25 protein-coding genes are annotated in these 23,271 nt (G+C 54.6%); 2 read left to right on the forward strand and 23 right to left on the reverse strand.

The genetic code is table 11. The features are described 5' to 3' along the window. Window positions 1–22: 22 nt before the first annotated feature. The 11 genes from murA to NFS31_RS14070 form a co-directional block, all read right to left on the reverse strand. A complete protein-coding gene (gene murA / locus NFS31_RS14020) occupies window positions 23–1,306 on the reverse strand; it encodes a UDP-N-acetylglucosamine 1-carboxyvinyltransferase (RefSeq protein ID WP_251496287.1) in 1,284 nt (427 codons plus the stop codon). Between the two features lie 143 nt (window positions 1,307–1,449). Next, window positions 1,450–2,613, reverse strand: a complete 1,164-nt coding sequence (locus NFS31_RS14025; RefSeq protein WP_251496133.1) for an FtsW/RodA/SpoVE family cell cycle protein — start codon at window positions 2,611–2,613, stop codon at window positions 1,450–1,452. Window positions 2,614–2,694: 81 nt separating this feature from the next. Continuing rightward, entirely contained in the window at window positions 2,695–4,047 is a 1,353-nt protein-coding gene (murD, locus tag NFS31_RS14030) for a UDP-N-acetylmuramoyl-L-alanine--D-glutamate ligase (RefSeq protein WP_251496290.1), read from the reverse strand. A 5-nt stretch (window positions 4,048–4,052) separates the two neighbouring features. Beyond that, window positions 4,053–5,009 carry a phospho-N-acetylmuramoyl-pentapeptide-transferase gene (gene mraY / locus NFS31_RS14035; protein ID WP_251496135.1) on the reverse strand — a complete coding sequence of 319 codons (957 nt, stop codon included), beginning with the start codon at window positions 5,007–5,009 and terminating at the stop codon, window positions 4,053–4,055. A 111-nt stretch (window positions 5,010–5,120) separates the two neighbouring features. Further along, window positions 5,121–6,836: a peptidoglycan D,D-transpeptidase FtsI family protein gene (locus tag NFS31_RS14040; protein ID WP_331482658.1), complete on the reverse strand. Its 1,716-nt coding sequence runs from the start codon at window positions 6,834–6,836 to the stop codon at window positions 5,121–5,123. A gap of 101 nt (window positions 6,837–6,937) precedes the next feature. Next, complete coding sequence (locus tag NFS31_RS14045; protein WP_331482659.1) at window positions 6,938–9,220, reverse strand: penicillin-binding transpeptidase domain-containing protein; 2,283 nt, start codon at window positions 9,218–9,220, stop codon at window positions 6,938–6,940. Then, the gene (locus NFS31_RS14050; RefSeq protein WP_251496137.1) at window positions 9,186–9,668 is read right to left on the reverse strand and encodes a septum formation initiator family protein; all 483 of its coding nucleotides are present in this window, start codon (window positions 9,666–9,668) and stop codon (window positions 9,186–9,188) included. The genes NFS31_RS14045 and NFS31_RS14050 overlap by 35 nt, the downstream gene beginning before the upstream one ends. Beyond that, complete coding sequence (locus tag NFS31_RS14055) at window positions 9,643–9,786, reverse strand: hypothetical protein (protein WP_251496139.1); 144 nt, start codon at window positions 9,784–9,786, stop codon at window positions 9,643–9,645. Before NFS31_RS14055 ends, NFS31_RS14050 begins: the two co-directional genes overlap by 26 nt. Next, complete coding sequence (gene rsmH, locus NFS31_RS14060) at window positions 9,773–10,708, reverse strand: 16S rRNA (cytosine(1402)-N(4))-methyltransferase RsmH (RefSeq protein ID WP_251496141.1); 936 nt, start codon at window positions 10,706–10,708, stop codon at window positions 9,773–9,775. Before rsmH ends, NFS31_RS14055 begins: the two co-directional genes overlap by 14 nt. Then, the gene (gene mraZ, locus NFS31_RS14065; RefSeq protein WP_251496143.1) at window positions 10,705–11,130 is read right to left on the reverse strand and encodes a division/cell wall cluster transcriptional repressor MraZ; all 426 of its coding nucleotides are present in this window, start codon (window positions 11,128–11,130) and stop codon (window positions 10,705–10,707) included. Before mraZ ends, rsmH begins: the two co-directional genes overlap by 4 nt. Before the next feature lie 291 nt (window positions 11,131–11,421). Further along, window positions 11,422–11,577 (reverse strand): aspartyl-phosphate phosphatase Spo0E family protein, encoded by a 156-nt coding sequence (locus tag NFS31_RS14070; RefSeq protein WP_251496146.1) that lies wholly within the window; start codon window positions 11,575–11,577, stop codon window positions 11,422–11,424. Window positions 11,578–12,122: 545 nt separating this feature from the next. Here NFS31_RS14070 and ychF point away from each other — a divergent pair. Then, window positions 12,123–13,220 (forward strand): redox-regulated ATPase YchF, encoded by a 1,098-nt coding sequence (ychF, locus tag NFS31_RS14075; protein ID WP_251496150.1) that lies wholly within the window; start codon window positions 12,123–12,125, stop codon window positions 13,218–13,220. Between the two features lie 112 nt (window positions 13,221–13,332). Continuing rightward, on the forward strand, window positions 13,333–13,770 hold the full coding sequence (locus NFS31_RS14080) for an FMN-binding protein (protein WP_251496153.1): 438 nt from the start codon (window positions 13,333–13,335) through the stop codon (window positions 13,768–13,770). A gap of 142 nt (window positions 13,771–13,912) precedes the next feature. Here NFS31_RS14080 and NFS31_RS14085 read toward each other — a convergent pair whose 3' ends face one another. From NFS31_RS14085 to NFS31_RS14140, 12 genes are all read right to left on the reverse strand, one after another. After that, window positions 13,913–15,700 carry a methyl-accepting chemotaxis protein gene (locus NFS31_RS14085; protein WP_251496156.1) on the reverse strand — a complete coding sequence of 596 codons (1,788 nt, stop codon included), beginning with the start codon at window positions 15,698–15,700 and terminating at the stop codon, window positions 13,913–13,915. Between the two features lie 481 nt (window positions 15,701–16,181). After that, on the reverse strand, window positions 16,182–17,147 hold the full coding sequence (locus NFS31_RS14090) for a glycosyltransferase family 2 protein (RefSeq protein ID WP_251496159.1): 966 nt from the start codon (window positions 17,145–17,147) through the stop codon (window positions 16,182–16,184). A gap of 343 nt (window positions 17,148–17,490) precedes the next feature. Then, the gene (locus tag NFS31_RS14095) at window positions 17,491–17,967 is read right to left on the reverse strand and encodes a hypothetical protein (protein ID WP_251496162.1); all 477 of its coding nucleotides are present in this window, start codon (window positions 17,965–17,967) and stop codon (window positions 17,491–17,493) included. Next, the gene (locus tag NFS31_RS14100) at window positions 17,912–19,141 is read right to left on the reverse strand and encodes a hypothetical protein (RefSeq protein WP_251496165.1); all 1,230 of its coding nucleotides are present in this window, start codon (window positions 19,139–19,141) and stop codon (window positions 17,912–17,914) included. The genes NFS31_RS14095 and NFS31_RS14100 overlap by 56 nt, the downstream gene beginning before the upstream one ends. Window positions 19,142–19,146: 5 nt before the next feature. Further along, complete coding sequence (locus tag NFS31_RS14105) at window positions 19,147–19,431, reverse strand: hypothetical protein (RefSeq protein WP_251496167.1); 285 nt, start codon at window positions 19,429–19,431, stop codon at window positions 19,147–19,149. 166 nt (window positions 19,432–19,597) lie between these two features. Further along, the gene (locus tag NFS31_RS14110; protein ID WP_251496169.1) at window positions 19,598–20,083 is read right to left on the reverse strand and encodes a hypothetical protein; all 486 of its coding nucleotides are present in this window, start codon (window positions 20,081–20,083) and stop codon (window positions 19,598–19,600) included. Between the two features lie 201 nt (window positions 20,084–20,284). Further along, window positions 20,285–21,001, reverse strand: a complete 717-nt coding sequence (locus tag NFS31_RS14115; RefSeq protein ID WP_251496172.1) for a hypothetical protein — start codon at window positions 20,999–21,001, stop codon at window positions 20,285–20,287. A gap of 264 nt (window positions 21,002–21,265) precedes the next feature. After that, complete coding sequence (locus NFS31_RS14120) at window positions 21,266–21,442, reverse strand: hypothetical protein (protein WP_251496174.1); 177 nt, start codon at window positions 21,440–21,442, stop codon at window positions 21,266–21,268. A gap of 126 nt (window positions 21,443–21,568) precedes the next feature. Next, on the reverse strand, window positions 21,569–21,904 hold the full coding sequence (locus NFS31_RS14125) for a GFA family protein (RefSeq protein WP_251496177.1): 336 nt from the start codon (window positions 21,902–21,904) through the stop codon (window positions 21,569–21,571). A gap of 258 nt (window positions 21,905–22,162) precedes the next feature. Further along, on the reverse strand, window positions 22,163–22,411 hold the full coding sequence (locus tag NFS31_RS14130; protein ID WP_251496179.1) for a hypothetical protein: 249 nt from the start codon (window positions 22,409–22,411) through the stop codon (window positions 22,163–22,165). Window positions 22,412–22,415: 4 nt separating this feature from the next. Further along, window positions 22,416–22,967: a DUF3990 domain-containing protein gene (locus tag NFS31_RS14135; RefSeq protein ID WP_251496182.1), complete on the reverse strand. Its 552-nt coding sequence runs from the start codon at window positions 22,965–22,967 to the stop codon at window positions 22,416–22,418. Continuing rightward, complete coding sequence (locus NFS31_RS14140; RefSeq protein ID WP_251496184.1) at window positions 22,951–23,163, reverse strand: DUF3791 domain-containing protein; 213 nt, start codon at window positions 23,161–23,163, stop codon at window positions 22,951–22,953. The genes NFS31_RS14135 and NFS31_RS14140 overlap by 17 nt, the downstream gene beginning before the upstream one ends. Between the last annotated feature and the right edge of the window lie 108 nt (window positions 23,164–23,271).

Below are 23,271 nucleotides of genomic sequence, written 5' to 3' on the forward strand. Positions count from 1 at the left end.
GAATCCGCCGTCCGCCCGCGTCTTACCGGCCCGCCTCCTCCGTTCGCCCGCGCTGCCTCCAGGCGATCGACGCGCCCAGTCCGGCTAAGTCGCGGCAGATATCCTCATACCCGCGCACGATGTACTTACAGCCGCCGATCCGCGTGACCCCGTCCGCCAGAAGCCCCGCCACCGCGAGGGCCGCACCGCCGCGCAGATCCTTTGCCTCCACCGAAGCGCCATAAAGGCGCTCCCGGCCGCGGATGCGGGCCGTATCGCAGTCAAGCCGGATGTCCGCGCCCAGCTTTGCGAGCTCTCCCGCCGTGGCAAAGCGGCTCTCAAACACCGTCTCGCGCACCGCGCTCTCCCCGTCCGCCACGCTTAAGACCGCCATCAGGACAGACTGCAGATCGGTCGGGAATCCGGGATGCGGCCCTGTCACGGCTGTAAGCGCCGCCGGGCGGCCCTGGCTTTTGAAGAAAAGAAGGCCCTCCTCCTCGTACAGGAAGCCGCCCAGGCGCTTCAGCGCGCACAGCACCGGGCGAAGCTGCCCCGCACCGATCCCGGTCAGCGCGATCTCCCCGCCGGTCCCGGCCGCCGCCAGAAGATACGTCCCGGCCACGATCCGGTCCCCGCCCGCCCGGTAATGGCAGTCATGAAGCGCCAGGCCGCCCTCAATTGTAATCACCGGGCTCCCCGCGCCGCGGATTAAGGCTCCCATCCGGGTCAGGAAACGGCACAGCTCCTCAATCTCCGGTTCTCTGGCGCAGCCCGTGAGCACCGTCCGCCCCGAAGCCGCCACAGCGGCGCAGATCGCGTTTTCCGTCGCGCCCACGCTCGGGTAAGGGAATTCGATCGCCGCGCCGGAAAGCCTCTTTGCCCTGGCCGTAAGGGGCTTTCCTTCCCCACCCTCTTCCACCGCGGCCCCCAGGCGCTTTAAGGCCATCAGGTGCAGATCGATCGGGCGCTTTCCGATCATACAGCCGCCCGGCTCATAGACCGACGCCTCTCCCAGACGCCCCAGAAGCGGCCCTAAGAGCAGGATGGAGGAGCGCATGGTTTCCATATCGTTCCGGGAAATGGAAGCGCCCCAAAGGCCCGCTGCGTTAATCTGAAGCCGGTGCTGGCGCAGCGTGCAGCAGCAGCCCAGAGAATCAAGTATCCCCATCATACAAAACACATCCTGTATTCTGGGGACATTATCAATGACGGTTATTCCTTTATTCAGCACGGACGCGGCCATCATGGGCAGCACCGCATTCTTGGAGCCCTGCACGATCAGCTCTCCCTTTAACGGGCGTTGTCCCCGGACTTCGATCACAGACACCTTTTTCATCCCTCCTGCGCTTCTTATACCTTTATACTATGCAGGAAGGCGCGCGGCGGTTCCACCGGGAGCGCGCGGACAGCGAAGCGGATCATCCGGACCCTAACAGCTTAAGCAATCCGGACGGCTGCCCGGGAAAGGCTCTACTGCTCTGCCCGGATCTGATTGGAGACGCTGAGAACCAGCCCCTGCTCCAGCATCAGAAACAGCACCGAGGTTCCGCCGTAGCTGATAAACGGAAGCGTCACGCCCGTATTGGGAATGGAATTCGTCACAACTGCGATATTTAAAATAACCTGGATCGCGATGTGGGCCATCACGCCCACCACGAGCATCGCCCCCAGCAGATCCGGGGCATTGCCGGCGATCACCATGAAGCGGTAAATCATAAACATAAAGATCAGGATCAGGCTGACCGCCCCAAACAGCCCCAGCTCCTCGCAGATGATTGTGAAAATCATATCATTCTGCGCCTCAGGGACAAAGCCCATCTTCTGTAAGCTCTGTCCAAGCCCCTTTCCAAAGAGGCCGCCGGAGCCGATGGCATAGAGGCCCTGCAGCACCTGGAAGCCGCCGGAGCGGGCATAGTCAATGGGGCTCTTCCACACATTGATCCGCCCGAGCTGGTAATCCTTCAAAATGTGCATCTTGACCAGCGCTTCCCCGATATAGGGGGCCAGGGCCAGAAGCCCCACGCCTCCCCCGACGCAGGCAAAAAACGGCCACGTGATCTTGCAGGCCACAAACAGCATCACAAACACGATCCCGCAGATGATGATGCCGGAGCTTAGGTTGTTTGCCGTGACCAGAAGGGCCAGCGGGGCGGACAGCCCGATCACCAGCCCCGCGGCCTTTAAGCGGTTTACCTTTGGCCCCAGCTTGGAGATCAGCACGGCCAGCAGAAGGATCAGGGATATCTTCACCAGCTCCGTCGGCTGGAACTGCATCATGCCCGGCCCCACCTTAAGCCACCGCTTTTTACCGTGCGAGGCCACGCCCAGGGGGCTGAACATGGTTAGGAGCATGGTGATATAGGACATGATATAACCAGTGGTCGCAAATCTGGCATACCAGTGATAATCAATCCGCGACACCACATACATCAGCACAAAACCGCCCGCCGCAATCGCTGCCTGGCGGATCATAAAATGCCCCGGATTCCCGAAATCCATCTGAGCCTTGTAAGCGCTGGCGCTGTAAATCATAATGAGCCCGAACACGGTCAGAAAAATGACAGTAAACAGCAGACTGTAATCGTAAAAACGGCGTGTCTTCTTTTTCTTCTTCTTTTTCCCGGCTTCAGGCATACTCCACTCCTAACCGTAAGGGCCCTCGCGCGCTGGCGCCGGCCGCTTCCCTAAAAGCGCGGCCGGCGGCGGGATCTCCCGTTACAGGCCCCTTACATAATCCTTAAATTTTCGTCCCCGCTCCTCATAGTTCTTAAACTGCCCCCAGCTCGCGCAGGCCGGGGAAAGAAGAACATTATCTCCGGGATTTGCATAAGAAGCGCAGACCCTGACCGCCTCCTCCAGATCCTCTGCGTACATGATATCTCTGAATCCATGGCGCTTTGCGCAGTCCGAGATCTTATCCCTCGTCTGGCCAATCAGCACCAGGTAGCGTACCTTGCCGTCAAAGCTCTCGATCCACTCGTCAAACTCCGAGTGCTTATCATAGCCCCCGGCAATCAAAAGCGTCGGCCCCGGCATGGCCTTGATGGCCTGCATAGCCGCATCCGGATTCGTCCCCTTGGAATCATTGTAATATTTCACGCCGAAGCGCTCGGTCACGAACTCAATCCGGTGCTCCACGGCCTCAAATTTCTTCACCGCCTCCCGGATCTTCTCCAGCGGGACGCCCATGCCGGTTGTGATCGCCACGGCGGCCATCACATTCTCATGGTTATGGCGGCCGATGAGCTTAAGATCGTCAAGCCGCACAATCTCTGTCACGGTCTTGCCGTCATTATAGACAATCGCGCCGTCCTTCACATAATACCCCTTGGAGAGCTCCTCCCGGCTGGAAAACCAGGCGACCCGGCATTTTAAGGTCTCCCCGAATTCCCGCAGGACCGGATCATCGTGATTCAGCACGCACAGATCCTCCTCCTCCTGGTACTTCGCGATGCGCTCCTTTGTCTCAATGTAACACTCCATGGTCTTATGGCGATCCAGATGATCCGGCGTGATATTTAAAATCGCGCTGACATCCGGCCTGAAATCCATGATCGTCTCCAGCATAAAGCTCGACACCTCAGCCACGGTCGCCGTCCTTTCCGTTGTCTCCATGGCGTGCAGGCAGAACGGCTCGCCGATATTTCCCACCACAAACACGCTCTCATAGAAGGTCTTCAAAATCTCGCCTGTCAGGGCCGTCGTCGTCGTCTTTCCGTTCGTCCCCGTGATCGCCGCCAGCTTTCCCTTGGCGCACTGGTATGCGAGCTGAAGCTCTCCCCAGATCGGCACCTCCGCTTCATCCAGAACGCTCACAAACGGCGCGTCAAGCGGGATACCGGGGCTTATAACCGCCAGCTCCACGCCTAAAAGATCCGTCCGGCGCAGCTCGCCAAGGATCACGCGCACCTTCGCGCCCTCATCAAACTTTTCCCTGATCGCCTTCTCGTCCAGCGCCTCATTTCCGTCATACAGCACAACCTCTCCGCCCTTTAAGAGCAAAAGCCTGGCTGCCGCGATGCCGCTGATTCCGGTCCCTGCTACTAATACTTTCTGACTCATGTCTATTCCTCCTATAATCCTAAGTATGCTACAAGGCAAAGGATTGCCGTTATGATTGAAAAGATTGCCACGACTCTCGTCTCCGACCAGCCGCACAGCTCAAAATGGTGGTGGATCGGGGCCATCTTAAAAATACGCTTTCCATGTGTTTTCTTAAAATATGTGACCTGGATAATGACTGAGAGCACCTCCACCAGGTAAATCAGCCCCACCACTGCGATATAGAGCGGCATCTGCATCATAAACGCGCTCGAAGCCACAAAGCCGCCCAATGCCAGGGAACCGGTATCGCCCATAAATACCCGCGCCGGATACACATTAAAGAGGAGAAATCCCAGGAGGCTTCCCACCACAGCGCCTGTGATGGGGCTGATGCCGCTGTTCTCCCCAATGGCGACGATCGTAAAAAACGTGGCGACCAGGATCGTGACGCTCGTACACAGGCCGTCTAAGCCGTCCGTGAAATTCACGCCGTTATCCGTCCCCAGGACGATAAAAAACAGCGCCGGCACAAACAGCCACACCGGAAGCACGATCACGTTTCCCACAAACGGAACCAGCATCCCGGTCCCGATCTCCCCTGATGTGATAAGATAATGGGCAAAGATCCCGGTAATCACAATCTGCCCCGCCATCTTCTGGCCGGGTTTTAAGCCCTCTGAGCGCTTCATCACAATCTTGATGTAATCATCCAGAAATCCGATCACCCCAAAGCCCACGGTCACAAACAGGACGGGGATAATCCGCGGGTAATCCCGGATGTACAAAAGCGACGTGATGATAATGCTCGAAAGAATTACCAGGCCGCCCATGGTGGGCGTCCCCTGCTTCTTCAGATGGGCCTGCGGGCCGTCATCACGAACCTGCTGGCCAAATTTCAGCTTATGCAGGAACGGAATCACAATCGGGCACAGAATCGCGCTGATCACAAATGCAATAATAACTGCCAGTATTGTCTCGTTTACCATGTCACACCTCAAAATTCTTATGTAGAGCCAAAGATACCGTAACGGCTCATCCTTACGCAGCCGCTATGAATAAGGAATAGTATACGTCTTTTTTGTGGAATGATCAACCATTTAAATTCCCAGATACGGCAGAATACTCTCAAACAGCCCGCCGATCACCGGCGCCGCAATGGTTCCGCCGTAGTAGATTCCCTCCGGCTCGTCGATGGTGATTAAGGCCATTACCTGCGGATCATCCGCCGGGGCAAAGCCGAGAAAGGAGGAAATATACTTTTTCAGGCTTCTGGGGAGCTTCTCCGATGTCGCCGTCTTCCCGCCGATGCGGTAGCCCTCGACCCTGGCATTTTTCCCGCTGCCCTCTGCCACCACCTGCTCTAAAATGTAGCGCATCGAGGCGCTCGTCTCCTCTGAGAGAATCACGCCCTTATCCGGATAGGAAAATACGCGGACCGAGCCCGAGGAACGGTTGACGGCCTTCACGCCCAGATGGGGCGTCACCCGCCGTCCTCCGTTTACAATGGAGGACGCGGTTGTGATGAGCTGCAGAGGCGTTATCTGGAACGACTGGCCAAAGGACACCGTGGCCAGCTCCACCAGGCCCATATTTTCCTTTTTGTGCATGATCGTGGCCGCCTCGCCCGGCAGGTCAATCCCCGTCTTTCCCAGCAGCCCGAACTGGCTGAAATAGCGGTAATACGCATCCACGCCCAGCCGCTGGCCGACATCGATCAGCACCGGATTGCAGGAATTCATCATCCCCTGCAGGAAATTTTCACTGCCGTGGCCGCTCGTCTTGTGGCAGCGGATCTTCCGATCCTCCACGATCCGAAAGCCCGGGCATGAAAACGTGTCTGCAAGCGACACGACTCCGGCCTCCAGCCCGGCGGCGGCTGTAATGATCTTAAACGTAGAGCCGGGCTCATACGTGTCATTGATGCAGCGGTTCCTCCACATCCGGTTTAAGAGCTCCTCCGTATTTTTCCCCTCCGCGTCCGCCGCTATTCCCGGAATCAGCGTAAACGGCTCGTTGAGATCAAATTCCGGCGCGTTGACCATGGCCAGGATCTCGCCGCTCTGGGGATTCATGACAATGATGGAAACGCTTTTCGCGTGTTTCTTTTCGAGAACCTGGTAAGCCGCCTGCTCCGCGTATTTCTGGATATTCACATCCAGGCTCGTCACCAGATCATGCCCCGCCACAGGCTCCAGGCGGTCCTCCGCGGCGTTCTCAATCTCCACCCCGGCGGCGTCCGACAGCGTGAGGATCATGCCGTCCTGCCCCTTAAGCCAGGATTCATACTGCACCTCCAGGCCGATAATGCCCTGATTATCGCCGCCTGTAAAGCCAAGCACCCGGGACGCCAGGCTGCCGTACGGGTAATGGCGCCTGTAATCCTCATCCACCTTCACGCCGGCCAGCTTTGCCAGGCGGATGCGGTCCCCATCCTTTTTATCTACATTTGTCTTAATGATCTCCCTGGCCGAATACTTCTCCACCTTTTTCCGGACCGTCTCCTCATCCACCCCCAGCTCTGCGCTCAGAACCCGGATCACCTCCTCCGGCTCCTCAATCTGGTTGTGGACCACGGAAATGGTGCAGACTGTCCGGTTATCGGCGATGACCACGCCGTTCCGGTCCAGGATACGCCCTCTGGCAGCCTTGATTGTCCTCTCCCTCTGGTGGAGATCCTCGGCCATCTGGCTGTAATACTCCGCCCGGTAAACCATCAGGTAAAACAGCCGCCCCGAAAGCCCCGCCATGCACAGGCACAGCGCGATAAAGGTAAATACAATCCTTCCTCTGTGATGCGTCTGATTCCGGCTCACAGCGCGTCCCCCGCATGTCTTATTGGTAAAGTATATTGGGCAGGGGCCCGTTTTATGTTACGATTTATCACTGTCCGGGCTGTCAGCCCGTAATTCTTCCCTTATCTGCCGCTCTCCGTCCCGGGCGCAGATTCCGCGCTTCCACTCTCCGCCTCCGTCCCGGCTTCGCCGCTCCTGCCCTCCGCCGCGCTTTCCCCGGTCTCATCCGGCGTCTGTGAACCGGCGTTTCCGTCTCCGGGCGAAGTTCCAAACGCGCCGCCTCCGCTCCCGGCAGTCCCAAACGGGAATCCTCCGTAACCGTCCCCGGTCCGCTCCGGATCCGTATCCGCCCCGGCCGGCAGACGCTCCGGGTAGTAGTATTCATCCTCGCCCGGATCCAGGAATTCTTCGTCGTAGGAGTCCCAGTTTCCTTCCGTCTCATCCGGGTTTTCTTCCCCGCCTTCCTCCTGGCCGAGCCCGCTTAAGATGCCTTCTTCCTGCGCCGCCAGCTCCTCATCCTCCGGCTGCGCCGCGTCGCCGTCCGGGAATACATTCATATAAGGAAGAATCTCCCCCATGATCTTGCTGAAAATCTCGCTGGCGAAGGTGGAATGGGCCTGTTCTTTTCCCTCCAGGTGCGGCGTATCGAGAACCACATAGACCAGCACCTGCGGGTCATAGGCCGGCGCAAACCCGATAAAGGAGACAAGGTAATTCTTTTCCGAGCGCGGGTGCTTCTCCGCCGTACCCGTCTTCCCGCCCACCTCGTAGCCCTCAACCGCCGCCGCGCCCGCCGTGCCGCCTTCGCCTGACACGGTCTGGTAAAGCGCGTTACGGATGAATGCCGATGTGCTCTCTGACACCGTCTCCCTCACAAGCTGCGGGTCCTTTTTCTGCACTACCGCGCCCTGCTCGTCCAGAATGCGCTTCACCACATGGGGCTCATAATAGGAGCCTCCGTTGATCAGGGAGGAAAACGCGGCCGCCATCTGGATCATGGTGCAGTTAAAGTTCTGCCCAAAGGCATTCGTCGCCAGGGAGGACGGATCCATGTTTTCCGCCTTGTAAATAAGGCCCTCCGCCTCGCCCGGAAGATCGATGCCCGTCCTGGCCCCAAAGCCGAAAATGCTCTGGTAGCCGGCAAATTTGTCCCTGCCCTCGCGCTGCACAATGCGCATCATAACCACATTGCACGATTTCATCAGCCCCTGGGTGATGGTTAAGGGGCCATGCCCCGCGATTCTCGCCACACAGTGGATATCCCAGTCCCCGATGTGCAGCACGCCCTCGCATTTATAGGTTTCCGTCCCGTCGATCGCCCCCTCCTCCATGGCGCCCGCTACGGTCAGGGCTTTTTGCGGCGATCCCGGCTCATACGAATCGCTGATGCAGAAATTGCGCCACATCCTGTACCATGCCTCGGCCTTGGTCTGTTCATCCATGGCCGCGATCTCCGCCTCTGTATAATATTTCTCCAGATTATACGGATCATTCAAATCATATCGCGTGCTGGTGTCCATGGCCAGGATCTCCGCCGTATTGGGATCCATAACGATCACGGCCGCCACATTGCTGCCAATGCCCGCCTGCCACTCGTCAATATATTTCTGGCAGATCTTCTGGATATTGGCGTCAATTGTCAGCTCCAGCGTCTGGCCGTTGCGCGCGGACTTGACCGTCCTCTCGAGATTGGAATCGTCGTTTAAATAGCCGTACTCCCTGCCGTTCACACCGCTTAAGACGCTGTTGTAATACTGCTCCACGCCGCCCGAGGCCGTCCCGTCCTTTAAGGCGTACCCCAGGACGTGGCAGGCCAGCTCCTTATACGGATAGACGCGCCGGTACTCATCCTCAAACCAGACTCCCGCGATCCGGCGGTGGCCGCCCTCCTCAGCCGGGAGCTTACGGTATTCGTTATTGCGCTCCTGCTGGTAATTCTCAAACCGCTCCTTATCCTCAGCCGCAAGCTGTTTTGCATAGATCACATAATGCGAATCCTTCTTCTCCTCCAGAACCTTCATCAGCTCCTGCCTGTCATAGCCGAAGCACTCGACAAGCGCCTCCACTGTGGCCTCCGTATATTCGTACTGCTCATCCTTCTCCAGCATGATCTTGGGATCCAGGATCAGGTTGTAGACCTTCTCGCTGACCGCCAGATACGTCCCGTTGCGGTCCACGATACTGCCCCGCTTAAACGGGATCGTCCTGCTCTCATAATTCTGGTGGCCAAGCACAATCTGGTTATAGGCCTCCCCCCTGTCCTTCACAAGCTGGTATAAAACCCACGCAAGCGCAAACAAAGCCAGCATAATTACCAGGACGGTAACTGCCAGCTTTTCCCTCATATATTTCCGAAAAGGCTGCCCGCCATTAGTGTTCTGGGATGTCTTCATACTGCCGTACATACTCACTTTCCGTCTTATCATACAAAAGAATCTGATCCTTATTGGCATACACCATGCCAAGCTCTTCTGTAGCCACCTTAAACACATAGTCCAGGTCCAGGAACGTGTCGATACGGGTTTCCAGGGCATCATTTTCTGATTTTAAATGCTCCAGCTTAAGCTCCAGCTCCTCAATATGGCGGAGCCTTGAGGAGATCGAAGACTGCAGCTTTAAGTAATTCATGCATAAAAACAAGGTGACAACCGCCGCAATGGTCAGCGCAAATACATAAGGGCCGTCCACATAGCGGGCCTTCGCCTGGTTTCTCATCACCCTGCGGCTGTGCCTGCTCTGCTCCCGGACGCTTCGTCCCGGGGCTTCCTCATACGTATGGCGTTCTGTTTTCCTGACCGTATTGCCATCCACATAGGTCCTGGCCTGGTCAGGCCGTCTCCTCCTCGCAGCCATGGCAGTCACCTCCTGATACTCGTCTTAAGCCGTCCGGCGTCCTTTTGTCTCCGGGCGCTCCGGATATCCGTTTTCCGCCGCCGAAAACCGGGCGGACGCCCCTGTCACGCCCGTTCAAACACCCTCAGCTTCGCGCTCTTTGCCCGCTTATTCTCCGAAATCTCCTCCAGTGAAGGCAGGATGGGCTTTCGCGTCGCCACGCGCCCTTTGCTCTTCTTATTGCACATGCAGACCGGAAAATCCGGCGGGCAGGTACAGGGATTTTCATTGGACCGGAAACAGTTCTTGACAATCCGGTCCTCCAGGGAATGGAAGGTAATCACGCACAGCCGTCCTCCTGGGGACAGCCGGTCAATCATCCCGTCCAGAGAATTCTTAAGAACCTCCAGCTCCCGGTTCAGCTCAATCCGCAGAGCCTGGAAGGTGCGTCTGGCAGGATGCCCGTCCGTGGCCCGGATTCTGGCCGGAATCGCCGCCCGTATAATCTCTGTCAGCTCTCCCGTAGTCTCAATCTCCTTTTTCTCTCTATTTTGTACAATATGCTTTGCAATATTCTTCGCAAACCGATCCTCACCGTAATCCCGGATCATGCGGTACAACTCCCCTTCGCTGTACGTATTCACCAGATCCTTTGCCGTTCTTTCGCCGCGCTGATCCATGCGCATATCCAGCGGGGCGTCCTCCCGGTAAGAAAACCCGCGAAGCGGCGTATCGAGCTGATACGACGAAACCCCCAGATCCAGGCAGATCCCGTCCACCTCGCGGATGCCGAGATCGGAAAGAACCCCGCCCATCTGCTCATAATTGCTTCTCACAATCACCGCCCGGCCGCCAAACGGCGACAGGCGCTTACTGGCGGCGGCGATCGCGTCCGCGTCCTGATCCATGCCGATCAGGCGCCCTTTATCCGAAAGGCGCTTTAGGACCTCAAAGGCATGTCCGCCACCGCCCAGCGTCCCGTCCACATAGACGCCGTCCGGGCGGATCCGCAGGCTCTCGATCGTCTCCGCAAGCAGCACGGATTTATGTTCAAACATCATATGCCAAGGCCTTCCATATTTTCTGCAATCTCATCCATATCATCATACTGATTCTTCTCCTCCCAGGTCGCCTTATCCCAGATCTCAATCCGGCTTCCCACGCCTACCAGGGCAACCTCCTTCTCAAGGCCCGCAAAGGACCGCAGGACCGCGGGAAGCAGGATCCTTCCCTGCTTGTCCACCTCGCACGCCGATGCCCCGGCCAGGAAAAAACGCGAGAACTTTCTGGCGTTCGGATTCGTCAATGGGAGCTTCTGGAGCTTCTCTTCAAAGTTCTTCCACTCCGAATTATCATACACAAAGAGACAGCCGTCCAAACCCTTTGTAACCACAAATTCGTCGCCAAGCTGTTCCCGGAATTTAGAAGGAACGATCAGACGTCCCTTCGCATCAATTGTATGATTGTATTCTCCCATGAACATCGCAATCACCTGTATCTATATTGTACTCCACTTTGGAACCATTCAGAACCATTTAGAACCACTTTTCACCACTTTCCTCCACCTGTACCCTAATTTTAGTACAGATAGACGGAAATAGCAAGGAATTTTTCCGAAAAAAAAATGCAGGCGGCCCGCATGCCGCTTTGGCGGCAAACTTCCTTATGCGGTCCCGCCCGCGCGCCGGACGCCCGTGTACATAAAAAGGACGGGAAATACCTCGTATTTTCCCATCCCCGCTTTTGCTGAGTATGTAAATATATGCAATGCCGTTCAGAATTCAGTCAAAAGATATTTGTTCAAAAGTTGATCCAGCTCAAGGCTGCACTTATAAATGGTTCCATAAGCTTCTCTCTCATCGATACTCGCATTCAAACGTTCCCTTGCGTTTTCAATTTCCTGAATCAATACTTCTTTTTCGTTTGTCATACTTCTTTGATCTCCTTTTTGTTAATGCTGCCATGTCTGATACTGCGAATACCAATATCACCTCCTATCCGGCCTGCTTTTCATTCTACCCACCCATTTCTTTTCGTCTCTCCTGGCACGGCTCTAACCATGAACGGCGCATGTTTGGCAAGATTCTGCGCTGCTCGGCTGCATACCATCATTTTAATTCGTGATTCACCAAAAATCAAACAAATTCGGCCGATTTTATTCGACAAGAAGCGACGGTGACGCCGCAACAGTTCAGGCAATCTGAACTGTTGCGCGACGCCCTCAAAAATTTGCCTGATTCAGAGTAAATCTCTTTTCTTTCCCTGCATTCTATGGTATCCTTGTATACGTCGGCCCCGGGCCGCAGCCCTGTTTTTCCCGGCCGTCCGGCCAGGACTGCATTTTGGGCCAATATGACCTGTCACCGCACAAACCGGAGCCTCTGCTGCGTACGCCCCTCCCGGGCCGTACATGGCGGCGCTCATATGAAGCGGCGCTCCCACTTGCGCCGTATATAAGAGAAAGGATGAACTGCCATGAAATTAGGAATCGTTGGACTGCCCAATGTAGGCAAAAGCACACTGTTTAACTCTCTGACAAAGGCCGGCGCGGAATCTGCCAATTACCCGTTCTGCACCATTGATCCCAATGTGGGCGTTGTCCCTGTCCCGGACGCCCGTCTGGGGCGCCTTGCCGCCCTCTATGACTCCGAAAAGATCACCCCTGCTGTCATTGAATTCGTGGACATCGCCGGCCTTGTAAAGGGCGCTTCCAGGGGCGAGGGCCTGGGAAACCAGTTTCTCTCCAATATCCGCGAGGTGGACGCGATTGTGCATGTCGTGCGCTGCTTTGAGGATCCCAATGTCATCCATGTGGACGGGAGTGTAAACCCCCTGCGCGACATTGAAACCATCAACTTAGAGCTGATTTTTTCTGACATGGAGATCCTCGAACGCCGGATCGCCAGGACTTCCAAAAGCGCCATGGGAAATAAGACGCTGGCCAAAGAGCTTGCCGTTTTAAAGGCCCTCTACGCGCATCTGGAGGACGGGAAGCTGGCAAAGGGCTATGAGGCCGCGGACGAGGATGAGGCGGCGTTTATTGATTCCTTAAACCTGCTCACCGCCAAGCCGGTGATCTTTGCCGCGAATGTCGCGGAGGACGAGCTGGCAGGCGACGCCGCGGACGATGCGTTTGTCAATAAGGTGCGCGCCTTTGCCGCCGAAACCGGCAGCGAGGTCTTTGTCATCTGCGCCCAGATCGAACAGGAGATCGCAGAGCTTGACGAGGATGAGAAAAAGATGTTTTTGGAGGATCTGGGACTGGCCGAATCGGGCCTTGAAAAGCTGATCGCCGCCAGCTACCGCCTCCTGGGCCTTATCAGCTACTTAACCGCCGGCGAGAAAGAGACAAGGGCCTGGACGATCCGCGTGGGCACAAAGGCCCCGCAGGCCGCCGGGAAGATCCACTCGGACTTTGAGAGGGGCTTTATCAAGGCCGAGGTCGTAAATTATCAGGATCTCTTGGACTGCGGCTCGTACGCGGCCGCAAGGGAAAAGGGCCTGGTCCGCATGGAGGGAAAGGAGTACGTCGTAAAGGACGGCGATGTGGTGCTCTTCCGCTTCAATGTATAACAGATGCGCGCAGGGTAACGGCTTTGCTTCCCAAACAGTTGGAGCGCAGGTATGTGCATAAAAAAGCCTCTCCGGTAATAGATTGTATTAAATAAAACCGGGGGGCTTTTTTATGAGCTCAAAAACAAAAATTGTCGTGCTGCGCATGAAGGAAATTATTTATACCGCCATTTTTATCGGCCTGGGCATTCTTCTGATCACCCTGTTTTTCATCATGTTCCGCCCTAAAAAAGAAGCGGCCGCAGCCGCGGCGGACAGCGTTTCCTACATACCGGGCGTCTACAGCGCCTGTCTTGTCCTGGGCAGCCAAAATGTAAACGTGGAGGTCGCGGTGGATGCGGACTACATCCGGGCCGTCTCTGTAACCAGCCTAAGCGACGCGGTGGAAACCATGTACCCGCTGATGGCCCCGGCCGCCGCCTCACTGGCGGATCAGATCGTGGCCGCCCAGTCTTTAGAGAACCTCTCCTACCCGGAGGGCAGCCTTTACACCTCCCAGGCCCTGGTCAACGCGGTAAAACGGGCGCTGGACAAAGCAGCGGCAGACTGAAAACGCTCCTGCGCCAAAGCGGGCGCCACAGGAGGCAGATCACGCGCACAGACATATAGCGGCAAAAAAATCCGGCAATGCGCGGCAATGCGCGCCTTACCGGATTTTTTGTACGCTCTTAATAATGGCAACCTTTTTTCTGTCACTGTCCTATCCCAAGGGACTGATCGACATTTCTCTGAAGCGCTTTCTGGTAGTTCTCGTTCGCCTCGCGGATAAAGTCCTCGTCTCCCTGCTTTTCGGGCGGAATATAAGCGTGGCCCATCGTTCTCTGGCGGAGGTTGAACTGGTTCATCTCCTCTTCGAGAATCCTTGCATTCTCCCTCATCTCGCTGCTCGCGGCAGCCGCCTCCTGGTTTACGGACAGATTCGCCGTGATTGAATCATTGATCAGGCCGACCTGCGTGTGAATGCGCGAAATCGCCTCCTCCTGCTTGTTGGAAGAGCTGGAAATATTGGAAATCGTATCGCTGATCTGATCCAGATCGGTGACAATGTGCTGGAAGGTCTTAAATGCCTCCGAACTCGTCTGGCTGCCGTCCTTTGTAGCCTTCATCGTGGCCTCGATCAGCACCTTGCTCTCATTCGCCGCCTCCGCGCTCTTAAGCGCCAGCACGCGCACCTCATCCGCAACCACGGCAAAGCCCTTGCCGGCTTCTCCGGCGCGTGCGGCCTCCACCGCCGCGTTTAAGGCAAGGATATTCGTCTGGAACGCGATATCATCAATCAGTTTAATCACGTTCGCGATCTTCTGCGAGGACTTGTTGATCTCATCCACTGACTCGACGAGCAGGCTCATCTTGTGGTTGCTCTCCTCCATATCGCGGCGCATCGACTGAGACAGCTCCGTGGCCTGGGCCATCTGCTTGGCATTTTCATTTACAAGATCTCTCGTCTCGTCCGTGGAAGCGTTCAGCTCGCGCACGGCGTCCGCCTGCCTGGAAGCTGTATCCGCCAGCATCTGGCTCGCATTTGCAATATTCTGCGACGCGGACGCGACAGACATCGCGATGCGGATGATCTTTGCAAACATAAAATCATTTGACTGCACCAGATGGTACAGATTTTTTCCCAGCGAGTCATCCTGTGAGCGGATATTGACAAATACCGTCATATCGCCCTGGGCAAGGCGCTTTACTACCTCCACATTCTGGTGGATGCTGTCCACCATGCGCTCAAATGAGTGGATCATGGAGCCGATCTCATTCTCCTCATTGCCCGCGAGGATCTTCTTGTCAAATTCAATCTGATCCGCGCCCTCTGAAAGACGCTCAGACCACTCCGCCACCGCGGTAATCGGGCGGGAAATCTGTTTTGACGAGCGGTTTCCGTAGAATACCGCCAGTATAAACCCAATCAGGGCGCTCACAATATTCAGCACAATCATGATCAGGATCAGGCGATCCAGCTCTTCGGACGTCTCATTCGCAATCTGCTGATAACGGTTGGAGATCGTGTCAAGGCCAGCGATGACCTGTTCGGTCAGAGGCTTGATCTCCTCCTGAAATTTTGCGTACGCCGCATCCTTATCCGTCTTTGCAAGCGCCAGAATATCGGCCGCCTGCGTGTGCATCCTCTGGTGCGGCCCTATCAGGGAATCCAGCGTATCCCTGATCACCGGATCCGAGAGATCCTTGGAACTGGCCCCGGCCATCCATTTCCCCAGCAGGCAGGTATTGTAATCCAAACTTCCCGTAAACTGCGTTCCATTCTGGATGCTCTCCGTATACGTCTCCAGCCATTCGTAATGCTTGGCAAGCGCCGACTGCGTATCCGCCTGATTGTTCCGGTTGTTGGATACCACATGGTAATCCCGGCTCACACGCGTCAGCGAAATGAGGGAGACTGCCACCAACAGGCACATAACCAGGATCACCTTGCTGTATCCTGATATGATCTGCCTCCGGATCGACTTGATTTTTTTCTTCATATCACCCTTCCCCTTCTTGCAATTACTTTGATGTTTTTTGGAGTGTAAGCATGTTACGATCCAGACTCCAATCACTGTGGGGAATTATCTGTAAATTCATATTTACAAAAACCCCTCCCGAGGGAAGCAACACAAAACCGCACGTATGACATTTTTAACAGTTTATGTGCGTTATGAAGCGTGTTACTGCATACAAACCGGGCTGCAGGATGTGGACAGTAACTAAAAACACTCTGGTCTTACCCTATCTACTATAGCAAAACCTTCCAGATTGGTCAAGTGCGGATTTATGAAATGTTTACAAAATACGAGTAACGGGTGACCTTTCACGGCTTTGGACATGTCTGAAAAATGTTTCATCCATAAGGCCGCCTGACCTCCTACCATCGTATGCGATCCCGGCCTGAATGGTTCCGGACTGTAAGCAGGCCTGAACGGCGCCGGGCCAGTTCTCCAGACAGGGCGCGGCCAGGCCGCATATTTACGCGCCTTTATCCTCTTCTCTCCTGCGCCCGAGATTCGACTCCCTGCACAGGTATACAGGGCGTCTCTTGACCTCCATATAGGTCTTTGCCATATATTCCCCCAGCACGCCCATAAAGAAGAACTGGATCCCGGACACAAAGAGGATGATGCAGACCAGCGACGGCCACCCGGCCACGGGATCGCCGTAAATCATGGCTCTGATAAAGACCACAAACAGGAATAAAAAAGCCGCCGCGCAGAACACTGCGCCGAATGCGGCCGCCATCACGGCCGGAACGACCGAGAAGGCCACGATCCCGTCGATGCTGTATAAAAAGAGCTTCCAGAACGACCACTTTGTGTTCCCTTTTTCCCGTTTAATGTTCTCATAGGCAATCCACTTGACCCGGTAGCCCACCCATCCAAAGAGCCCTTTTGAAAAGCGGTTGTACTCCTTAAGCTCCAGAAGGCTTTCCACATACTGGCGCGTCATCAGGCGGAAATCCCTGGCGCCGTCCACGATGTCCACATCCGATATTTTCCGGATCAGGCGGTAAAATAAACGGGCAAAAAAGGATCGCACCGGCGGCTCTCCCTTCCGATCTTCCCGGCGCGCGGCCGCTACGTCGTATTCGCCTGATTCCAGCGCCTTTGCCATCTCCGGGAGCAGGGAGGGCGGATCCTGCAGATCCACGTCCATCACCGCCACATAATCGCCGAAGGCATGCTCAAGGCCCGCGTAAAGGGCCGCTTCCTTTCCGAAGTTCCTGGAAAAAGACAGGTATTTCACATCCGGATCCTCCCTGGCCAGCTCCCGGATCCGCTCAAGCGTCCCGTCCCTGGAGCCGTCGTCGATGTATAAAAGCTCCAGCGTGTATTTATCTGAAAAAGATTCCCTGAACACACGGCGAATCTCCTCCCGGAAGGGGCGGATGTTCTCCTCCTCGTTGTAGCAGGGAACCAGAATTGAAATCTGTTTCAAACCCTGTTCCTCCTGTGCGGTCGTATGCACTCCCAAATCTCACAAAATCAGGCGCCGTGAGATGCCTGGAGCACATTCATATGAAATGATATCGCTTGATGCGACTGCCCTTATATTTTCAGGTAAAGAACTGTTAGGAAATCACTTTTAATAGTGCTGCCGAAGAAAAAGACAGGCACTCTTAAAAGTGATTTCTTAACAGTTCCTAAGGACAGATGATCTTACCCTTTGCTATAGCATAACATCAGACGGCCGGGGACGCAAGATGAATTTGCCTTTCTTCTTTCCCCCGCCTCTCATGAAAAGAACCGCAAACAGCGCAAGCGTTCCCACAGAAATGATTTCACACAGCCTCCACAGCCTTCGTTCCCTGTAAAACACATGGATCTCCCCCCGCGCTTCCCCCGCGAAGAGCACGCGCGCCAGGCCGTCCTCCGAACGGATCACCGGAAGCTGGCCGCCGTCCGCGCTTACCGCGCGGTAGCCGGGATAATAAAACAGCGGCAGATCCGCATACCCTTCCGGCCCGGAAGCGGCGCGCGCCTCCCCACTGGCGGCTGACGGCATAGCCGCCGGCCAGGGAGAGGAAACAGAGGGCTGCGCCGACCAGACGCCAGGGAAACTGGATATAGGAGGCCGCCAGGCGGAACCATCCGAACTGCATCAGGTATTTCCACGGAAACAGCGCCAGGGAGGCAAAGGCGGCCGCGCCTCCAATCAGAAGGAACCGGCGCGCCAGAGCCTGGCCCGCATGCGCCCTGCTTTCATTTCCATCCTCTTCCTGCGCGCTCTCTCCCGCCGCCTCTTTTTTCTGCTGCATCCACTGAAAAAATAAGCAGGCCCGTGGCGGCCAGTACCGGGAAACCGAGGGCTAAGGCCATGGAATCCCTTGCCCCGTAGTCGATGGACGGCGTGGCCCCCATGGCGATGGGAAACAGCTCCAAAAGCTTGGACAGCGTCAGCGCGTATCTGTCCCCCGGGTACTGCAGCGCATCCAGGTTGATCCCCGCCCGCATATAGTCCACAAGCGGGAACAGGAACCACAGGTTGAGGCCGGCCGTAAATGCGAGGGCTTTTGTAAGCGCGGCGAAGCGCTCCCTGTTAAAGATCCGCCGGATGCAGATGAGGCCCGCGGCACAGCACGCGGCCGCTGTCAGCGCGGCGGTGATGATGTGGCTCTGCAAAACGCCGGTCAGGCCGATCGTGAGAAACGCCCACTTCTGTCCATCGCCGAAAAAGACCTCGTAAAAGCCGTATATCACGAGCGGCAGGAACATCATGGCAAGGAACTCCCCGTACGCCGAGCGCGTATAGCAGTTCCCCAGCCGGTAGATCCCCAGCGTATACAGTATACTGCACAAGCACCCCGTTATCCGGGAGCCAAACAGACGGCCGGCCGAGAAATACATGATCGCCGCCGTCCCCGCGTGGCAGAGCATGAGCCAGAGCTGCACGGCGTTTACCATCGGGACCCCGGCTTTCATCAAAAGAGCCGGGATATACAGGAACAGGTTCGGGTAAAATACCGGCTCCCCGTAGCCGAAGCCGTTAAAGGAAAAGCTGTTTAAGCGCGCCGGAAACATCCCATACCCCAGGGAATCCCTAAGCCCCAGTATGCGGTTTAAGTGGAACCGCATATCATGCCCCCGGACCAGATAAGGCAGGAACAGGGGCACGCTGGCAAACAGGACGGCCGCATACAGGAAAAACAGCTCCGCCCTGTCCTCCCGCTTCCTGCCCACAGCCAGCAGAAGAAGACCGAGGAGCAGCATCCCCCAGGCCGGGAGGTGGAAGTTCTCGCTCCCGTTTGCCTTAAAATGGCGGTTCCGTTCCATGACCACCCCGTCGTCCAGCGCATACCATTTCACAGCCGGGACGCGGATCGATGGATCCGCGAGCCCCTCAGCCGTAAACTCATACTGCGTCCCGTTTACCACGGCCTTTCCCACCGCCATGACGCCGTTTTCATCAAAATAGTACGCCCTCCCGTCCACCCGTATCAGGCCCGTCTCCCGCGCTCCGTCTCCGTTGAAAAAAAGGTCCTGCCATCCCCGAAGCGGTAAAACCCGGTCGCCATCTGCCCGTTTTCGTCAAAATAGTACCAGTCCCCGCTTTCGCTCTGATACCACTCCTCTGTCTTAAAGCTGCCGTCCTCCTCCATAAAGCGGAATTCCGGCGTCTCGATCCACCCCGCAAGGGCCCGGCCTTTGCCATGCCATACGCCTGCGGCGGTTATAAAAATCATACAGAAAAGCCATACGGCCGTCCTCTTTCGCTGCCTCATCGTCTCTTTCCCTTCTGCGCGTGATTGGCCTGGCGCAGGCGCGGCATTGCATGCATCCACGGGCGCTGTTTATCCGCGGACGCAGTCTGCCATTCCTGTGCCGGGCAATAGTTCAGGCAGCCGTTTTGGCTGCCTGAACCCGGCCCTGCCGGGCCGTCCTTCCGTATTATCCAAACATCTGAAGGGAAGCGGTTACGGTAACCGCCCCGTCCCCTGCGATACTCATGTTAAACTCTGCCTGGGACATCCCGTCTGTCAGAATCCAGATCATCATCTGCACAGCTCCGGCCACGCTGTACTGCTCGTCCGCCGACTTGCCCGGCGCGGTCGTGAACGCGGCGCCCCTTGCCTGGTACGGATTCTCCCCGCAGAGGTCATACGGGATGCCATACTGGTCAAACAGGGCCTTCCACGCCGCTCCCCTCTCCGAAACCTGCGCCCAGGCGGCCACCGTCTCCTGCGTGGAATGATACGGGAACTCTTTGCCGTCAAAAGAGGCCATAAAATTGAAAAAATCATTGAAGTCCTGATGCATCAAGGCCTCGTCCATCACGCGCGTCCCGTCCGCGTTCTCCGTCCACATCCAGAGAGCAGCCGCGCCGGCCGCGGAATCTGCCGCCGTATCCGCCGCGGCTGCGGAGTCTCCCGCCACATCCGCCGCGGCGCTCGTATCAGCCTGCTACGTCTGCGATACGGCGGCTTCCGCAGCCGGACCCGCAAAGGAAGCGGTCATAGTCCCCAATACGAGGCAGGACGCAAGCCCTGCGCATACGAAAGTTTTTATTGTCTTTTTCATTTTTGAGTTTTCCTCCTTCATAAAATCCGTTAAAATGAGTGCAGCCCGGGATTCTGTTTATCGGTTATATGTCCTCCAGGAGATTATGTCTCCTATATTATACATAAAATCTTTTTGCGCTATCTCGACGCTGTTTCCGTTAAAACGCACTTCCGGCACATAGTTTTTGGCATAAAGTTCGCCCCAATCCTGCCCGAGATAGGAATCAAACACATACGTATCGCCCTGCTTTTTCAGGACGACGACGCCTTCCGGACTATACGTAAACTTGCCAAGCACTACATGTATCGTGCTGCTGTCCACTTCTGTGATCGTAACACTGCCTGCAAAAGAAAGATCTTTGCCTGCGCCGCTTGTATCGATATTTCCCGTTTTAGCATACCATGTGCTGTAATAGCTGTATGTCCCGCTTATACCCATGCCGGCCGGCGCAGCGGTATCCTCTGCTGCTGCAGCAGGAAGCGCATTTACCTGCTGCGTCTGTACCGCGCCGTCTATCACCCACGCGCCGTCCGCGTTTACCCGGTTCCCGTCCGGCGTTATGGTGTCGGACAGCATCCAGCCCTCGCTGTCAAAATAGTAATACTCCGCCGTCCCGTCGTTATCTCCGTCGATCCACTGCCAGCCATCCCTGGCATAGGTTCCGTCCCCGTTAGAATACTGCCACCTATCCTGGTTCGGCGCCTGGCCCTTTTCCCATGTCCCGGCAAAGGCCGTGCCTGCTGAGAGCGCGGAAAGGATGGCTCCCGCGAGCATTGCTTTTGTCAATTTCATTTCCAGATTCCTCCTTTGATGCTTTTCATCTCCTCTATTGTATCCCCCCCCTGTTAAATTTTGTCAAGCTGTTTGATCACTTTCCTCCGTGCGGGGGCATAGTCGGTTATTGTTTACTCTGGCGGACACAGCTTACAAAGGCTGACTGGTTATTTATAAAAAAAGCCAGGGCGGCCCCAGGTGAATGGACAGCCGCCCTTGAAAAAAATATAAAAAATTACCGTTTCCGTTATACGCTTTTCAGCAGTAACCCTCTGTCCATGATCAATCGTTAATTCCTCTAATCGCCAGCGCCCCGTCTGACACGCCAAAGTTTATGTTTGCCGTCCCTCCATCTGAAATGGAAAATCCTGCCATACTGGGCTGAAGATGATCAATATCGGCCATTTCTATGGATGCAAGAAGTCCATCTGTAAACACTGCATCTGCGCCAAGCTTCAAAAAGTCTTCTTTGGTCTCTGCTACATTGACATCCGGCAGTCCTACATAAACCGGAAACGCGGTGAGTTCTGCAGGGGCGTCCAAATCTTTTGGGGCGGCTGCATTCTTGACTTTTTGGGCAAATTCTTATGCCGCTTTACTACCAACCGCAGGAAATCCTATCATCAGAGAAAACTGATTAACAGCTCTGATAGACAGATAAAGAGGCAATCCAACACGCTCATACAAATTCAATCCTGAGCGCCCGTCCACTCGTTTATCACATTCCGGGGTCTGTTCGGTCTTGTTGTAATGCGAAAACTTGTCCGGCTGTGAACCTCCTCTGGAACTCCAAAATACTGGCTCACCGCATTCAGGACAAAAAAACCTGTCCTTTTTCCGGGGAATATACTTATTATAAAAGATATCTGCACTAACCTCTTTCTCTGACCCTATCTCATATCTATCAATAGCGTATTTCATGGTTCCCTATCTCTTTATCTGAATAATATGTGGTCCTTGTACAAAATTTGTACACTTAAGTATGCTTTAGTCTTATTATACACATAATATTCTGCCTTTACAATCAGTAATGTTTTCTCTTTCTATCCTCTATCACCTGGCTATACGAACACATATTCCTGACCTCATCTTCGATTTCCTCTGATACATTTAATTGATAATTCTCTTTCCAAATCATCTTGTCGTCCCAGTAGCAGCCAAATCATTTTTTCTCTACATTTAATCTGTGCTTATAAATCTATACAATGCCTCTTTTCCTTTATCACATTCCATCTCACAGCACCGAATCAGAAACTCATTCGGTTCCAAATAAAGTCGAGTATCTGCATCAAGTAACAGTTCATATAATTCCATCTCCATAAGCCGCTGATACGCTTCTTCTTCTGACACACTATATTTCTTCATCAGAAATTTACTCAGCGCAACTATACACAAACCGATTGTCGTTTCAATTTTACTCTCCTTCACAATGTCATCTCCAATCTACTTCTTTCATACTCTTTATTACATGATCCACAACTTCCTGCTTCCCAATAAAATACTGGATTCCTAAGTTTTCTGTCTCCAAATTGTTCAGGAGAATCCTTTTTGCTTCAGACGAACCAACTGTTCCATATAGGCCATCCCAGTATGTTTTCAGACACAGCATAGTATCATCATCCGCTGTCGGCCCAATTACCATATCATAATCATGTGTTGTTCCTCCCTTTTCCCTGCACATGAGAACAAAATCCAGCCAATCCTCATCTGCCTGTTCAAAAAATCTTATCTTTAAAGTTTTAACTGCCACAGCATCCAATTCAATTTGATAAAGATGTTCCGTAAAATCAGAATCTCTTTTATTCCTGCTCCGTCTGACTGCCTCTTTATACTTTTTATGCATCATGCCTACTGCCTGGGCGCGAGAAACAGCCATATAAAACCCTTTTCCAAAATCTTTCCTTCCTTTTCCCTGACTTATATCAATTTTCTCAATAGTGGCGATTGTCCCGTGGTATAATACATATTTAAGATTCTGATACATATTGATCAACCTCCTCCACCATTTCCGCCTCTGTCATACTATCAAAAACATCCGGACACTCTGAAATATAATTTAAAATTTTATATTTCTTATCCAACTGCAAATACTCCTGTCTGGAGAGGCCATATTTTTTACGATAATTTTCTGTCACAAGATACATTAAAAATATTGTATTATTCAGCCTTTTTTCCGACATCAAATCCATCTTCTCCCTTACCTACAGTTTATCTTCTTACATTATCTTGCATATCGGCGAGTATAACTCTGGCTCTCACCATACTCAACTCAACCATCCAATGTTTTC

This window comes from Otoolea muris (genome assembly GCF_943193115.1).
In the GTDB taxonomy this organism is placed as follows: domain Bacteria; phylum Bacillota; class Clostridia; order Lachnospirales; family Lachnospiraceae; genus Otoolea; species Otoolea muris.